The 16,402-nt window shown below is 34.1% G+C and carries 19 protein-coding genes; all 19 read left to right on the top strand.

The window, feature by feature from the left end; all coding sequences use genetic code 11:
- The first annotated feature begins 7 nt into the window (after positions 1–7).
- Positions 8–970 carry a conjugal transfer protein gene (locus tag BCR25_RS08485; protein ID WP_069663184.1) on the top strand — a complete coding sequence of 321 codons (963 nt, stop codon included), beginning with the start codon at positions 8–10 and terminating at the stop codon, positions 968–970.
- A 4-nt stretch (positions 971–974) separates the two neighbouring features.
- Positions 975–1,202, top strand: coding sequence for a hypothetical protein (locus tag BCR25_RS08480; RefSeq protein ID WP_069663183.1), 228 nt, complete (start codon positions 975–977; stop codon positions 1,200–1,202).
- Between the two features lie 10 nt (positions 1,203–1,212).
- A complete protein-coding gene (locus BCR25_RS08475) occupies positions 1,213–1,602 on the top strand; it encodes a conjugal transfer protein (protein ID WP_069663182.1) in 390 nt (129 codons plus the stop codon).
- A gap of 14 nt (positions 1,603–1,616) precedes the next feature.
- Entirely contained in the window at positions 1,617–4,121 is a 2,505-nt protein-coding gene (locus BCR25_RS08470; protein WP_069663181.1) for an ATP-binding protein, read from the top strand.
- A 14-nt stretch (positions 4,122–4,135) separates the two neighbouring features.
- Positions 4,136–5,950, top strand: a complete 1,815-nt coding sequence (locus BCR25_RS08465; protein ID WP_069663180.1) for an MPP10 family protein — start codon at positions 4,136–4,138, stop codon at positions 5,948–5,950.
- A 39-nt stretch (positions 5,951–5,989) separates the two neighbouring features.
- Complete coding sequence (locus tag BCR25_RS08460; protein ID WP_069663179.1) at positions 5,990–7,045, top strand: phage tail tip lysozyme; 1,056 nt, start codon at positions 5,990–5,992, stop codon at positions 7,043–7,045.
- Positions 7,046–7,064: 19 nt separating this feature from the next.
- Positions 7,065–7,703: a hypothetical protein gene (locus BCR25_RS08455; protein ID WP_069663178.1), complete on the top strand. Its 639-nt coding sequence runs from the start codon at positions 7,065–7,067 to the stop codon at positions 7,701–7,703.
- Entirely contained in the window at positions 7,704–7,919 is a 216-nt protein-coding gene (locus BCR25_RS08450; protein WP_069663177.1) for a hypothetical protein, read from the top strand.
- A gap of 11 nt (positions 7,920–7,930) precedes the next feature.
- A complete protein-coding gene (locus tag BCR25_RS08445; RefSeq protein ID WP_069663176.1) occupies positions 7,931–8,449 on the top strand; it encodes an EF0163 family protein in 519 nt (172 codons plus the stop codon).
- A gap of 22 nt (positions 8,450–8,471) precedes the next feature.
- The gene (locus tag BCR25_RS08440) at positions 8,472–8,672 is read left to right on the top strand and encodes a hypothetical protein (RefSeq protein ID WP_069663175.1); all 201 of its coding nucleotides are present in this window, start codon (positions 8,472–8,474) and stop codon (positions 8,670–8,672) included.
- Between the two features lie 356 nt (positions 8,673–9,028).
- Positions 9,029–9,313 (top strand): hypothetical protein, encoded by a 285-nt coding sequence (locus tag BCR25_RS08435; protein WP_069663174.1) that lies wholly within the window; start codon positions 9,029–9,031, stop codon positions 9,311–9,313.
- A 51-nt stretch (positions 9,314–9,364) separates the two neighbouring features.
- Positions 9,365–9,697, top strand: a complete 333-nt coding sequence (locus BCR25_RS08430; protein WP_069663173.1) for a helix-turn-helix domain-containing protein — start codon at positions 9,365–9,367, stop codon at positions 9,695–9,697.
- An 11-nt stretch (positions 9,698–9,708) separates the two neighbouring features.
- A complete protein-coding gene (locus BCR25_RS08425) occupies positions 9,709–10,875 on the top strand; it encodes a homing endonuclease associated repeat-containing protein (RefSeq protein WP_069663172.1) in 1,167 nt (388 codons plus the stop codon).
- A gap of 58 nt (positions 10,876–10,933) precedes the next feature.
- Complete coding sequence (locus BCR25_RS08420) at positions 10,934–11,956, top strand: hypothetical protein (RefSeq protein WP_069663171.1); 1,023 nt, start codon at positions 10,934–10,936, stop codon at positions 11,954–11,956.
- A gap of 411 nt (positions 11,957–12,367) precedes the next feature.
- A complete protein-coding gene (locus tag BCR25_RS08410) occupies positions 12,368–12,877 on the top strand; it encodes a hypothetical protein (RefSeq protein ID WP_069663169.1) in 510 nt (169 codons plus the stop codon).
- 58 nt (positions 12,878–12,935) lie between these two features.
- Positions 12,936–13,136: a DUF3173 family protein gene (locus tag BCR25_RS08405; RefSeq protein WP_069663168.1), complete on the top strand. Its 201-nt coding sequence runs from the start codon at positions 12,936–12,938 to the stop codon at positions 13,134–13,136.
- A 4-nt stretch (positions 13,137–13,140) separates the two neighbouring features.
- Complete coding sequence (locus BCR25_RS08400) at positions 13,141–14,310, top strand: site-specific integrase (protein ID WP_069663167.1); 1,170 nt, start codon at positions 13,141–13,143, stop codon at positions 14,308–14,310.
- Between the two features lie 189 nt (positions 14,311–14,499).
- Positions 14,500–15,330: a metal ABC transporter permease gene (locus BCR25_RS08395; protein ID WP_139124558.1), complete on the top strand. Its 831-nt coding sequence runs from the start codon at positions 14,500–14,502 to the stop codon at positions 15,328–15,330.
- A gap of 237 nt (positions 15,331–15,567) precedes the next feature.
- A complete protein-coding gene (gene purR / locus BCR25_RS08390) occupies positions 15,568–16,392 on the top strand; it encodes a pur operon repressor (protein ID WP_069663165.1) in 825 nt (274 codons plus the stop codon).
- Positions 16,393–16,402 lie beyond the last annotated feature (10 nt).

The following is a 16,402-nucleotide window of genomic DNA, read 5'->3' as shown; positions in this document are numbered from 1 at the left end:
AGAAAGTATGAAATGGAAAAATATTAAAAAGAAAGAAAAAGCTGAAAAAAATCCTAAAGTAAAAAAAGTTTCAAGGAAAAAATCAACTACATTTGTTTCGGTAAGTTTTATAGCATTACTCGTCTTTTCAGGAGTTGCGGTTGTTCGTTCTAATGTAATGGCTTCTAATATGTCAGAAACGATAAAAAAAGTTGAGAAGCTAGAAAAACAGGAAAAACCGCAGGAAACAAAAGAAATTGATATTGTAAGTTTGTCTCATTACGTGAAAGGATTTGTGAAGGACTATATCACGTATGATTCGGAAGAAAAAGACACGGACAAACGGTTTAAACGGTTATCTTCATATGTTTCTTTTGATGCTGGAGAATTAGATGAAGGAATCAAAGGAAAATACAAACGTACATTAAAAAGTGTGGAACTATCAGAGGTAGAAGAATCTAAGGATAGTTTGTTGGCGCATGTGACCATTAGTTATGAAGAAAAATTGGAAAAGAAAACTTTTCAAAAGAACGAAGTGTTAGTATTGCCAATTGTTGAAGATAAAGGGTTGTATGCAATTGTTTCACGTCCATATGTACTGGCATTAGAGATGCCAAAAGGGAAAACTGATCCGCTGGAGACAGTTAAAAAGCCATTGGATGTTGAAGCAAAGGAACGAAAAAAAATGGAAACATTTTTAATGTTGTTCTTTGGTAAATATGCCGAAGGAAAGAAAGAAGAATTATCCTTGTTGATGAAAGAACCAGTGCTGACGACTGGTCAATTCAAATTTAAGGAATTAGAAAAAGGCTCTTTAAATTTCTTTGAAACGAAAGAGAAAGACCTTCAAGGCGTGCAAGTTTCTGTAGTCTTTGAAGACAAAGAAACAAAAGTAACACATACAGAGAATTTCACACTATGGATTGGTGAGACGGAAAATTCTCAATTCATTTATACATTTAAACATTATTTTACAGAAAGTAGGGAGTAAGTAGATGAGTACTGGAAATTTAGATAGCTTTTTAAAAGGTAGTTTTATTACCATTATTTCTTTTGTTGTTATTTTAATGATTTTGAAGCACTGGAAAGGTGCAGAATGGTTGAAAATTGGTTCAACGATTTTTATTGCTTTGATTGTTCTGGATTTTGCGAATAATCAAGGTGCTGTTGTTTTGGGAGTAGTAAAATGGTTTGCTAGCTTGTTTGGTATCAATTTCAAGTGAGGGGAATACGATGAAATATTATGATTACAGTAGGGGATTGAAAGCCCCTTATCAAATTCAAGTAATACGTTCACCAAAAGGAAAGTTGCTATGGGCATTTTCGCAGCCGATGGGACTTGCCTATTTTATTGTCTATCTTGTCTTTTTTATCTTGTTTTTATTGATGGGACAAGTATTTATGTTTCCTGTTATTTTTGAGTTCAATGTCAACTTAATTATTTTATTTTTTGTTCCACATAAGTTGGCTCGCTGGTATACAGAAACAGAAATTGATGGAAAAAAAGGGCTGGTATATGTTATGGACGTATGTTCTTATATTAAAGAATTTGCGATAGATAACCGTAGTATTTATCGCTTTGAAAGAGTAAAGGAGATCAAAGAATTTTCATTTAAACGATAGTTAGGAGGAAAAAAATGCAATTAGAATATCCGTTACGAAGGGAAACACACAATAATCTTGTGTTGACCAAAGAAAAGGTAGCGATTGCGTATTACCGCATAAAAAGTGAAACGGTTATGTTAACAGACCGTGAGAAAAAGGAAAAGACTAAACGAAAAGTGGCACGAGCGATAAAACGGTTGTCTAAGAATAAAGGGGTAGAAATTACTCTATCCCCAGTCAATACAGATATTCGAGGAAAAATGGGTGCATTGCGTTCGATTATTGATAAAAACAACTATAAAGTTGGTGTTGATAAATTAAAAAAAACCGTTGTAGCGCTAGAAAAAGAAATGGGTATGGTTTATGAGTATTGTTGGTTGATTGGTGTTCCATTGAGTAAAGCGGAAATAGCTGTTGATTTTAAGGAGGGAATACTCCAGCGTGCTGATTCATTTTCAGAAAAAGTTGTAAATGGTTTGGGCTTAGAAGTAGAGCTGGATGAAGGGTGGGGTGATAAATATAAGGAACAAGAAAATGAAGTGTTTCAAAATCTGTCCGAATTGTTAGTTGAACGTCTGACAGAAGACGAGTTGTATTACTATCAAGCATACCAGTTCTTAAAAAATATTCCTCATGAACGGAAGGATGTTTTGACCTGTCAATCTGTCGATAATCTTATGGATGCTAAAATTAAACCGTTGTTTGGTGGAGGAATGAAGTTTTCTTCTGAATATGGTGAAAGTTATGTGGATGCTTTACCGATTGGTGATATGGGTGTTTTTTTAGATGGTAATCATTTACTGGAGATTGTTCAAAAAATGCCTTTCCCTGTAGAAGTGAAAATAGGTGGTCTATTTAGTGAAAGGAATGGTCAGTTAGGTTTAACTGGTCGTAGTTCACGAGCCAAAACAAGAACCAAAAATATTATGCAAGAAGCGAGAATCGCTGGTTCTAAGCAAAAACGCAAGATTATGGAAGGTCAATTGTCTTTAGATGATCTAGACCAACAGATTGATGATGGCAATGATATTTTAGATTGGAATGCCTATCTGATTGTCACTGGTTCGACTAAAAAGCAAATGAAAGCACGGAAAAAATATCTCTTGAATCGATTTGATAGCTTTGGTGTTCCGTTGTGGAAAGCAACGTTTGATACACCGTATATCTTCCAATCTACATTGTTTGGTAACTTTATCCGCAATAAATCAATGAAATGGCAACATACAAGTACCGTAGATAGCTTTGCAGAGTTAAATTTCTTTACGTCTTTACGTTCAGGAACAAATTTAGGTTTCTATTTTGGACGTGTAGACAGTACATTAGAAGAAAAGGAAGATAGAGAATCCATTATTGCTAGTTCAAAAAATTTGATTTATTTAAATATGTTATTGTCAAATAAACAAGGAATTAAGGGAAAGAAAACAAACAATCCGCATATTGCTTTAACAGGGGATACAGGAAATGGAAAATCCGTAGTGGCGAAAAAATTATTCATGGAAAGTGCCTTGTTAAAAGATAAGGTCTTATACATTGACCCTAAAAAAGAAATGCGTAGTCAATTCATGCGTACAATTAATGACCCAGAGTATCGGAAAAAGAATCCATTGGATGTTGAATTTATTGAATCCTTTAATTTTGTAACGCTAGACGTTCGGAATAAGAAAAACAAAGGGGTTCTTGATCCGATTGTATTATTCGATTCTACAGAAGCCATTAGTACCGCTAAGGCAATGTTAACGAATATCTATGAAGGGCAATGGGATTTAAAACAAAAAACAGCTATTAATGAAGCCATTTCCAAAGTGGTTGGACAACGAGAAAAAGGGCAACAGGTTGGTTTTTGGCATGTTATTGATGAATTTAAACAAGATAAAAATGAAAATGTTCGGGATATGGGACGTTTCTTAGCTTCAACCATTAAAGACTCTATCTTAGAGTTGTCATTTTCTCGTGGTGAAGTAGTAGGATTGTCTTTTGATAAAAAAGTAACCATTCTAGAAATTCAAGATTTGGATTTGCCAAAAGAAAAAGGTGAAGTGTTGGATGAAAACAAGCGCCTTTCTGTAACACTAATGTTTGCATTAGGGATGTTTTGTAGCAAATTTGGTTCTCGTGACCCGAAAGAAGAAACTATTGTATTCTTTGATGAAAGCTGGATTTTCCAGTCTTCTTCTGAAGGAAAAGGAATTTTAAAATCAATGAAGCGTGTAGGACGTTCTCAAAACAATTTCTTAGTTTTAATTACGCAATCTGTAGAGGACTTAGATGACAATGAGGATGGAACTGGCTTTGGAATGGTCATTTGTTTTGATGAAGTGAACAATCGTGAAGGGATCTTACAGCATTTGAACTTGCCAATAAATGAAACCAATTTGAAATGGGTATCAAATATGGTGCAAGGACAATGCCTATTTAAAGATATGTTTGGTCAAATTAATCGTGTGGTGGTTCATGTTCTGTTTGATGAATGGTTGAAACTATTTGAAACAGTGGATGATACGGACGCTTCACGTATGGAAAATCAGTTTGTCGCATAGAAGGGGGAATAGAATTGAATTATTTGATTGATAGCTACGCTCCTTATTTTGTGGATGCTGGTGTTCTCGGAAAATTAGCCGAAGGATTAAATTGGCTGTTCGTTGATATGCCGTTCTTTATTTTACGATTTTTTGCGATAGGTATTCTGATTATTCAACAATTACTTGATCAAAGTGACTTATTTATGGAGAAACAACAAGATGCGTATACCCTTTCTTTAGAAATTTTAAATAATTTTGGTGGGAAAGAAATTGCACAAGGAAGTATTATTGCCTTGTTAATTTTGTTGAGTGCTTATTATTTACTGTACAATTTCTTTGTGAGTAAAAGGAGCTTTAGCAAAGTGATATTGCATTACTTAGCCGTCTTTGTTTTATTTGTCTTTTGGTTTGGATCAATTGCGACCCCTTCGGGTTCACAGTCTGGTGGGCTATTTCTAGTAAAAAGTGTTTCTAATATCGTGACCGCTGTTAAAAATAATTTTACCAGTGGGTCAAGTGATTTTAGGATGGTTGACTCTGAACAGTCTTTAGATGAAACGCCTCTGTTTAATGCAACCATTAAGCAAACCTTTTATTATGTGAATACAGGTTCATTAGACGGTGAAATGGAAAATGGCAAAAAAATAGACGAGAAAAAACTATTAATGCCGAGTGGGCTATCAAAAGAAGAAAAGAAAACCTTTGAAAAGGAACGCAAAAAGTACATTGATAGTATTAAAGATGAAAATCCGTATGTTCAAATGACGAAGGATAAAACAATGGAAAAACTCATGGCAATCTTTACTGGTGGGGTCAATACCATTGTTACGTCTTACCCAGCATTATATGTGAATGCGATGTTGAGTGTGATTCAGTTGATTATTACTTTATTAATCATACTTGCGCCAGTCTTTTTCTTATTGTCCTTTGTGCCAGCTTGTCAGCCAATGTTGTTTAAATTCTTTAAATTACTCATTGGCTTGTTGTTCTTTCCGGTTGTCTTGGGTGTCTTTTTAGCTGTTTTCTTTTGGGCGAATAAAGTGATTGATACCATTTACTTAAATGCTATGAAACTAGTAGCTAAGCCGATTCTTTTGGTTATGTCAGGTGGTATTTTTGTCTTAGTGAGTAATGTTGTGTTGATTATTATTAAATTATTCTTATATCGCTCTATTTGGAAGAATAAGTATCAGTTGTTAGGCTTCTTTACCAATAATCAAGTAGAACAACCAGAAATACTAGAAAAAGTAGAGGGAAAAGTGCAAGAAAAGAAAGATCGTGCAAAAGATATTACCTATGGTGGTGCAGAAATGGCGTTAGGTGCATATACTGGTAATCAAATGTTAATGATGGATGGTGCAAATAAACTAATGCCGACAGATAAAGCAATGAACTTAGGACGCTACCATTTTAAAGATGATGAATTGGACGAACGAGAAGGACATAGTAAATTAGATGAATGGTTGGATGAACAAGAAGAGTTTCCAAATGATACACCAGAAAATCAATTAAAAGATGTTGAGTTTGAAGAAAAAGAAAATGCTATACCAGAATTTGATTCAGATATTGAATTAGAAGAACTTGATTCTAGTGTAGACGATGAGACAATACCAGAAACATTCATTGATGTATCAGAAGATATCTTAGAAGATGGTGCTACGGTTTCAGTTGATAATTTAGATGAAGTCACATTAGAATCGCCTGATGAAGTGAACGAATTTAAAGAATTAGAGAAAGTGGAACAAGAGATAATAATGGAAAGGGATGAATATGAGTTAGATAAAGAGTTTCCAGAAGATATTTTCTTTGGAAAAGAAACAGAAAGTGAATTGTATGAAGAAGACTGATGGTGATTCAGTCTTCTTTTTAATTTTGGAGGTGACCAATTGAAAAAAATTGGTTTTATTATTGGTTTGTTTTTTTTGCCGATTATTATTATTATGTTTAGCATTTCCGCTTCTACAGAAAGTGATACAACAACTGATTTCACACCACGAACAGAACAAGAAAAAGTTGCTTATCAAGTGCTTCAATATGTTGAGAAAAATGGTGGTACGAAAGAGTTTGCGTGTGCGTGGATCGGCAATATGGAACATGAAAGTGGTTTAATTCCTAGTCGTATTCAAAGTGATTTACCGTATATGGAAGCCACGGCGATGAATCCTAGTCTTGGTGGCTATGCTATGGGGCTAGCGCAATGGGATAGTGGTAGACGAGTTAATTTACTTAATTATGCAAAAGAAAAAAAGAAAGAATGGAAAGATATTGATTTACAGCTTGATTATGCATGGAATCATGACGGATCAGACAGTAACCTACTAAAAAAATATTCTAAGGGAACAGATATTAACCAGATAACGGTTGATATTCTTAAATATTGGGAACGTGCTGGAACGAAAGATGATCCGATGCAACAAGCACAACGAAAAACAAGTGCAAATAATTGGTATAAACGGCTGTCTACTGGTAGTCAAGGTGCTGGTTCTGCCAATGTTGGCGGAGGTAAAATTGATGTACTTGAAACTCAAATGGGAAAAAAAGTCTACAATGGTCAATGTTACGGTTTGACAAGTTTTTATGTAGATAACTTCAATACTGGCATTCACTTAGGGGCTGGTAGTCCTGTAGGGATATCTGGAAATGTTGGGAATACTGTAAACGCGTGGGAAATAGGAAGCGCGTATTCATGGGAAAGTAACGGCTGGCAAGTCATTAATAATCCTAGTTACTCCGATGTCAAGGCTGGAGATATTATTAATTGGGGTCAAGGTGGAGGTGCTACAACTAGTTATGGTCATACTGGAATTGTAGCTAGCGTTAGTGGAAATAATAAATACACGACTTACGAACAAAATGCAGGTCAAGGTGAAATTTGCGCTAAATATGAACGTACATGGGGCGTAGAGTTTCCCAATACGACTAGTATTGTAAGGAAAAAATAAACATGAAGAGGGGATATTATTGAGTGGTAAGTGTAGGTATAGAAGACCAGATGAACTTGGAGACAATCATTTTTTAAAAGATATATTTGAAGTTGTAAATGCTGTAGATGAAGAAAATTGGAAATACTTTGGTAAGGAAGATAGAAAAGAGTTTTGTAAAAACTTTTTAGATTATGGTGAATTAACACGGCTTATTTATGTTGGTGAGGAACCTGTTGGGTATATAGATTGTTATGTTCTAAAAAGAAATTCTCCAGCATTATTGAATGAAGATTATTATCATGAAGTGGGTTTGTCTAGCATAGATTTAAGAACTAGATATCTAGGGAAAGAGGTTAATCAATCTTCTAATCATTTGTATGTAAATGTTGTCGCTGTGAAAAGAGAATATCAAGGTGGTATTAGAATTGTAAAAAAAATAGCCGAGGCTCTTGAAGATATTTTGCAAAATAATTTTGATGATAATAGTCGTCCAGAAAAAATTTATGCTGTTGCTGTTTCGAAATATGGAGAAAATATGTGTGAATTTTTCAATTTTAAGAATATTAGTGTTGCAACTAGGGTTTATGGACAGAATATAAATAAAAGAATTTTGTATACAGGAGAATCAAATGAACTATTAAAACGTTTAAGAAAAGTTAGTAGGAGGGATTATTAAATGTTTGGAAAATCAAAAGTAAAAGTATTAACAAGAAAGCAGATCAAAGAAATATGTTTAGCTTTCAAATGTCAAAAGAACGAATTTGTAGCTAGAAAGTTTGAAGATGGCTTTTTAGTATCGATAAGAAGTAAAGAATATCGAGTGAAATTTTCAGAAGGTTTCAGTCCAAAAATTGTTTATGCCAAAGAAGTTAAGAGAGTGTCGAAAAAGTGAGGAGGGTAAAGGTGAAAAAAATAGTTTTTTTATTTTTAGCTACTGTGGTGTTAGTCGGGATATCTGGTTGTAAAAAAGAGGTCAAACCTAAAGTGACGACTGAAAGTTCTTCTTTTTCAATGAAGCAAGTAGAGGATGATGAAAAAATGGAGAGTACAACTGAAAATTCTAGTACAAGTGAAATTAAAGAGGAAAAGAAAAATAATGTTGATGTAAAATCTTTATTAGAAGATTTTGGGGATGCATATGCAAATTATGAAAGCATTAGTGATCGTAATGAAAAATTAAAAAAACTGATGACAAAAAAATGTATTGAAGCGAACGGAATCAATTTTGATTCTGATGTAATGATGATTTCAGAAGGAGAAGTAAATAGTATCTATCAACCGATGGATGGTGAAAAAAATCAATACGCAATTTATTTAATATGTAAACAGAATGGAACAGAGGTAAGGGTTTTATTGTTAGTAAAGGTGACTGGAGATAAAGTTTCAGAAATGACATACAATACAGTTCGACAAGAGTATTAGCAGATAAGGAGAAGTGATTAATATGAAAAAAGTATATAGTGTAGAAGATTTATCTGAAAAAGGATATTTTATTGAGGATGATATTGCATGGAGAATTGAAGATTCTCTAAGAAAAAACATTCAAGTTTTTCAAGCTGGAACAAATGGTGAATTGGTTGTTGGTGTTTTTCCAAATGGAGATGAGTTTGAGATTGGAAGAATTAAGAAAATTAAAATTATGTGATTTTAGTTTTATTGCTTATTGCAGTAATAGGGGCGGCTGTTAATGAAAGATATTAAAAACTATTTTTAGAAAAGAATGATCCTTTTATTTTATCCTTATTGTGTAAATTTTACATATAAGCTTATATAAATCTGACACAAGTATGTTGAGTCAGATTTTTACTAAATACCACATTTAATGTGAAATTCCGTTGACTCACCACATTAAATGTGGTATTATAGTAATTGTAAGAGGGAGATATAAAAAAGAGTACAGAGGATGCCCCCTCCATACTCATACAAAATATCAATCAAAGATTGACAGTTAATTATATCATGCTGACTACAAATACAAAATATTAAGGAGATTGATCTATTATGACAGAATTTACAATTAGTTGGAGTACTGAAAAGGATGGGGAATCGTCTGAATTGGATTCCTTCGAGTATTTCGAGACTTTGGAAGAAACACAAGAATATGTTGCGACATGGGATGTTTCAGATGTTATGGAAGATGCTTCTTATTGCATTATTGAAGTTAACACAGATAGAGGTGATGTTGTAGATAGTTGGTCTGTTATCGGTGGAAAAGCGTTTTGGAATGAAGAAGATACTTCTGAAGATATTATTACTTATATTAAAAGCTACAGAAAAGATTCTTAAATCGAGGAAAGAGACATTCTCTCTTTGATTTAACTAATTGGAGGAATACAGATGAAATATGAATTATTCGTTACTTTATACAAGGAAGCTCTTGAGTACGATTCAGAAGAATTTTACATAGCTGAACGTGGATGGCAAGAGTGGATGGAACAATTTGAAGATGTTGATATGGTTTCTTTTATTCTTAAAAGAGTATTTTACTATGCTACACATGATTTAAGAGTAGTTAGAGAAGATCGCAAAATAAGTCGTGCTAAGTTTTCTAAGTCGTATGAAATACCAGTGAGAACAGTTGAAGCCTGGGAATATGGAACAACAAAGATGTCTAACTATGACAGATTGTTTATTTTCTATACGTTTCTTATGGATGATTTGCTAGTGTGAGGTGAATAAAATTGTCTGAAAAATATTCAGAAGAATTTTTAATTGCTGAGGTAAAAAAACTTGGTGAAATGTTGAAAAGAACTCCGAAGTTTAAAGAGTTTCAATATGCTCGGACTGCTGCTACTACATTTAAGTCTTGGAATAATTTCTTAAAGATGGCGGGCTTTGAAGAAATACGCAAATGGGAGAAAATGGACTTTGAGGAGACCCGAATAGAAGTGCTAAATTTGGCGGAAAAATTGGGGCATACTCCCACACAACATGAGTTTGGCTATTCTAAAGCACAAGCTATCGCTAATAAATACGGCGGTTGGAATAACTTTTTGGTTTCATGTGGTCTAAAACCAACATTAATTAGTCATACTAAAGAAAGCTTATTACGTGATGTTCGTTTACAAGCTAAAGGATTGGCTAGAACTCCCTCTATATCAGAGTTCCCTTACGGTGGATCAGTTAGAAATTATTTTGACAGCTGGGATTCTTTTGTTGAAGAAGCTGGACTAGAGAAGTATCAAAAAAAATGTGCAATTTCCGAAGACGATCTGATTAGAGAAATCAGACAGCTTGCAAACAAACTACAAAGAGTACCCAAAACAAGCGAGTTTAAACGATATGGTGTAGCAAAAAAGAGATTTAATACCTGGCAGAATTTCTTAATAGCAGCAGGTCTGGAAACACCGGACAATAAATGTTTGATCTGTGGAAAACCAGTTAAACGCAATGGTAGTGACTACTGTTCTAGGAAATGCTACGCCAAATCTAAACAAAACACTAGAAACTGTGTAGTATGTGGCAAAGAATTTGATGTTCCTCCGAGCAGTCAAAAGATTTGTTGCTCTAAAGAGTGTAGTACAGTTAACCGAAAAAAATTACATGCTGAAGGTACATATGATAAGGCTAATGAAAAGTGGTTTGCAAAAAAAGAAGAATATTACTCAGATCACAAAGGTGAAAATCACCCCAATGCTAAAAGTTGGATTATTAAATCACCAAGAGGAAAAGTATATGAGATCACCAATTTGAAAAATTTTATTACATTGAACCTATATCTTTTTGAAGGTAGTACAGTAAGGCAAGTGCTCGATGGATTTATAAAAATCAAAGCTTCAGAGTTGGGAAAGCGAAAACGACCCGTTCATAGCTACAAAGGCTGGACGTTGATTAGTTGGAGTGACTAAAAGCTAGGATAAGATAAAATGAGATTTATAAACGAAATAATTGAAAAGGATGATAGTAATGAATAAACTAAACACTTTATTAAACCAGGACAACGTAAAAGTATTAGGGTTTCCGGCTTTTGCTGGATTAACACCAGATGTTGAAGAAAACAAGGCTACTATATTTGTCTCTACCTTACCAGCAGCACAAATGCTTGATAAAGGTATTAAGCAATACTATGCTCCTGTTATCCCTCGTTTTTCTAAATTTTACACGACTAAGGATGTTTTAGATGCTGACTTAGATTTAAACACCGTTGATGTGCAGGAGGTTGAGGAAATACAAAGCGACGATCCTGTTGTTATCGTCACTCAACACCAAGCGACTATTGATGTTTTACAAAGTATTTACACTAATGTTAATGCCGTTATTACAGGTAATGCAAGTGTTAGTGATGTTAAAAATAAAAATGTTGTAGGTGTACTCCCGCCATTTTTAGTGTCAGAGTGCGCAAGATTTAAAGCATACAGCATTGAAGATTACAACTCAGCAACAGACAACGATTTAGATTCTGATCAAATCGCTCAACGATTGATTACTAATAAAACAATCAAAGTAACAATTAATAAAACAATTAAAGAAAAAAAAGGATTTGAAATACTTTATTTTGATATAGATGAGTATGATAATCCTCTGTTATATGCGGAAGATCCAGAAAAGAAAGTATATTATATAGGTACAGATTATGAGTTTGAAAACTATTTTGACATAGAAATAGATTTAAACTCTCTTGAGGATGATGACATTGAGTTTGTTGAAGGGCGGACTTCGCACTTAGACTCTATAGGTTGGCATATGCAGCAAATAACAGGAGATACATTGATTACTGATCCAGCTTTTTGGGACGTAAGCGAGGTAAAAGAAGGCGATAAACTTATCTATGTTGGCAAGCAGAGTTTTGGATATAAACCAGGAGAAATATATGAAATAACAGAAGAACATGGGCTGCTTTGCATTTCAACTTACGTGTCCATAGTCGACGAATGGGCAACAACACCTATCGACGAATTAAAACGGGATGAGTTTAATAAAGTACTCTAAATTAAAAAAATTAGTACAACTCACTTTTTTCTCCAATAGTGGAAAGGTTTATGAAGTTACTAATTTAAAAAATTTTGTAACCCAGAACTTAGATTTGTTTGAAGGAAGTTCCGTTAATCAAGTTACAGATGGAATTGTGAAAATAAAAGCTTCACAACTTGGAAAGAGAAAAAATCCTTGTTACAGTTACAAAGGATGGACTTTAATAAGTTGGAGAGACTGAATGTTTGTAGTAGTAGAGTAAAAGACTTTTATAATAAATAAAAGTCTTTTTTGGTTATTGCAAAAAGTTGATATTAGTAATTAGTATTGTAGGACTTTGTATATCTTTACTTTTAGTAAAATACCTCATGCTAGACAAAGGGAACTAATGTTCTTATAATTGTGGTATCTTAAAGGAAGGTGTTTATTATGTCAGAAAAGCACGAACTATCGGATACTTATTTCATGCAGTATGAAGATAGGAAAATGAAAAAATGGATGACTGCATTTTCAATCGGTGAATTAACTAATGCTATAAATAAAACCAAAAATGAAGCAAGAAAGGATATTTCACGATTACGGCAACAAGATTTATTATACATAGAAAAGTGCCTAGAAGTTTCTATTAATCAAAATAAAGTTCTGGAGATACAATTAAACAGTAGGGATCATTTAGGAAGGGTTAGGGATCACGTTATAGGAACTTTTCGGGGCTTTGCAGATTTAGATACTATAATTATTAACACTACGAAAGAAGGAGAACAATACGATCAATATATAGATTTTACTGATATAAGACACATAATAATTCATAACTATAACAAGTGGTTCACTCCGAAAATTGATCAAGATCCATTTGAAGAGATTGAATTAGAGATAACCCCAGAAATAGATGAATTTTATGATGAATATTTTAATGATGGAGATTTTATAGAATAAGGAAAGAAAGGTATTGCTTAATTGCGATGCCTTTTTTGTATTATATGGAGGGAGTATAATGATAGAAACATGTACAAAACAAGATTTGATAGCTAAAGGCTTCTGTGAATATCAAGCTCGAACAATCATTAAATCAGCAAAACAAGAAATGGCTAAAAGAGGATGCTCTTTTTATCTAGGTTCTAGAGTAGGACGCGTACCTCGCTGGATTGTTGAGGAAATGCTTGGTTTTGAGTTTGAAACAGGAAAAGAGGTTTGATTCTATGGCTAGAAAATCAAATGTTTATAAAGATAATAATGGTTGGTATTTTAAAGCAAGTTTAGGTAGTGATCCTATTACTGGAAAAAGGAGAACAAAAACTAAGAGGGGGTTTAAGACGGAACGAGAAGCAAAGAAAGCATATATGGAGTTTATGCTTTTGTGGGAATTTCAGCAAGAAGATATAGAATCGCAAACGAGGGAGGATATGACTTTTAAGGAATTCACCGATACTGTATTTTTGCCGTGGTATCAATCACAAGTTAAACCTAATACCTATAATAGGAGAGAATCATATTTAAAAGAACGTTTTTCTATATTTAATGATAAGAATCTTCGAGACGTAACTAAACTGGAGGTTCAATTATTTCAAAGTCAGCTAGTATCTGAAAATTTGAGTGGTAGCTATATAAATCTTCTGTTTTCATTAGGTGGCATGATTTGGGATCGGGCAAAAGTTTTTGATTTAGTGCAAGAAAATCCTTTTCGAGAAGTTGGAAGAGTTAGAATCAACCCTAAAAAAATTAAGTTCTGGACAGTTAGTGATTTTAAAGATTTCGAAAGAAAAATATTTACACCAAAACTTGAAACTAAAGTTATGGAAAAGAAGAATTTGTCTTATGCTGAATACTATGATTTTTTTCACTACTTATATTTTAGATTTTTATTTTTTACAGGTTTAAGGTTTGGAGAAAGTGCTACATTGCTTTGGGAAAATATGGACTTAGAAAATGGAAAGCTAAAAGTTGAATACACATTGGGAAATGTAGCTAAACATAAAAATGAACAATACATGTCAACTCCAAAAACAAAGAGTAGTGAGAGAGAGTTGTATGTAGATAGTAAAACGTTGAAACTACTTGGGGTATGGAAAGATTACCAATCAAAAGTTGGCGGTATTGAGTTGGTATTTAGTCATGATGGTACATTTTTGGATCAAGGCTGGATTTGGAAAAAGTTTAGGACATTACAAAAAAAACTAGAACTTCCCTATATTAGTGTGCATGATCTTAGACATTCTCACGCTAGTTTATTGGTTTATCTAGGTGAGAATCCTAAGATGATACAAGAGAGATTAGGGCATGCTAATATAGAAATGACTTTGGGAACATACTCTCATTTATACCCGAATCAAGATATAGAACTTGTGAAAAAACTAGATCAAGTAAATTAGTGTTAATTTATCCTTGACTAGTATTTTTTATTCTGCTAAAGTATATCTTGCGTCATAAGTGTAACGATTACGATTTATAAAGTTTAATCGTAAAGAAGTAAACTGTGAGTTATTGTTCTCACGAATGTTCTCACGAAAAATAAAAGGCTTAGAAAGTCTTATAGAATAAGGAGTTGAACAAATTTGGAGATGCTTTCATATGAGTTCATGAGAAAAGCCTTTTTAGCAGCAACATTTATTTCCGTGATTGCTCCAATGCTTGGTGTGTTTCTTGTGATTAGAAGACAATCACTGATGGCGGACACGCTATCACATGTTTCACTAGCAGGTGTTGCGTTAGGCTTTTTCTTGAATTGGAATCCAGATATCATGACGCTTGTCGTTGTAATCATTGCCGCAATTATTTTAGAATACCTGCGTATGGTCTATAGTACGTACTCGGAAATTTCGATTGCGATTTTGATGTCAGGCGGATTAGCACTAGCTTTAGTCTTGATGAATATGAGCGGTGGTAACTCAGCAGCCAGTATTCAATCCTATCTGTTTGGCTCGATTGTAACGATCACTTGGCAGCAAGTAGTGATTCTCGCTGTGATGTTTGTAATTCTAGTGGTATTGTTTTGCTTATTCAAACGTCCGATGTATGTATTGACGTTTGATGAAGATACTGCACATGTAGATGGATTGCCGATTCACTGGATGTCTATGCTGTTCAATGTGATTACCGGGATCGCAATAGCTGTGATGATCCCGATCGCAGGTGCATTACTGATTTCTGCGATTATGGTTCTGCCTGCAGCGATTGGGATGCGGATTGGTAAAGGATTCAATACAGTGATTATTATCAGTGTGATCATGGGCTTGATTGGCATGCTAACAGGATTGACGGGTTCCTATTATTTAGAAACTCCGCCAAGTGCCAGCATTACGTTGATATTTATTGGTTTGTTTATTCTGGTCAGTGTATTCAAAAAAGTCATTGTAACGATGCAGCGAAATAAGAAAATGGGTCAAGGATAAACACATAGTTTTTCATAGAAAATAGAAGCAAAAGCGAAAGTTTTTTCTTCTATTTTCTTTTTTGTTTTCTAAATTGCGAACTATTTTCCATTTTTTTCAAAAAATGCTCGAATTTTTTTATCAAACCACTTATAATAGGGAACGATAGATTGAAAGGACATACTATTTATCTTTGAAGGTATACTTACTCAAAGAGAAGAACGAATAGATCTATAAAAAGAAAAAGGAGTGACGAATTTGAAAATTCGGAGAAGTGAGCGTTTGATCGATATGACACAGTATTTGTTGGAGCATCCTCATACATTGGTTTCCTTAACCCATTTTGCTCAACGGTATAAGTCGGCGAAATCATCGATCAGTGAAGATTTAGCGATCATCAAAAAAACATTTAAAGAACGTGGGACGGGGATTCTCGAAACAATTCCGGGAGCTGCTGGCGGCGTCCGTTTTATCCCTGAAATACCATATGAAGAATCGAAGGAATTAGTTTTAGCTTTATGTGACCGCTTATCAGAGCAGGATCGTTTGCTTCCAGGAGGCTATGTGTATCTTTCTGATTTACTGGGACAACCAGAATTATTGCGTCAAGTTGGGCGAATTATTGCTTCTAAATACTTGGGTGAACAAGTTGACGCGGTAATGACCGTGGCAACAAAAGGCGTTCCGATCGCTCAAGCTGTTTCTTATTATTTGAACGTACCTTTTGTAATTGTGCGCCGTGATTCAAAAATCACCGAAGGCTCAACGGTTAGTGTGAATTATGTATCTGGTTCGTCTGAGCGAATCGAAAAAATGGAATTATCAAAACGCAGTTTAAAACGCGGTTCTAGAGTTTTAGTTGTAGATGATTTCATGAAAGGCGGCGGAACAGTCAACGGAATGAAGAGTCTGATCGAAGAATTTGAAGCAGAACTAGTGGGAATCACTGTTTTTGCAGAATCTAAATTTAATGGTCAGCGTGCGATCGAAGACTATACTTCCTTGCTTTATGTAAAAGACGTAGATACACAAACCAAAACAATCAATGTCGTACCGGGAAATTATTTTGACGAGGAAAAATAAACGTTCGAAG

Source organism: Enterococcus termitis (genome assembly GCF_001730305.1).
GTDB lineage: Bacteria > Bacillota > Bacilli > Lactobacillales > Enterococcaceae > Enterococcus_L > Enterococcus_L termitis.
Note: the sequence above shows the minus strand (reverse complement) of the source record. Positions and strands in the feature narration are given on the sequence as shown.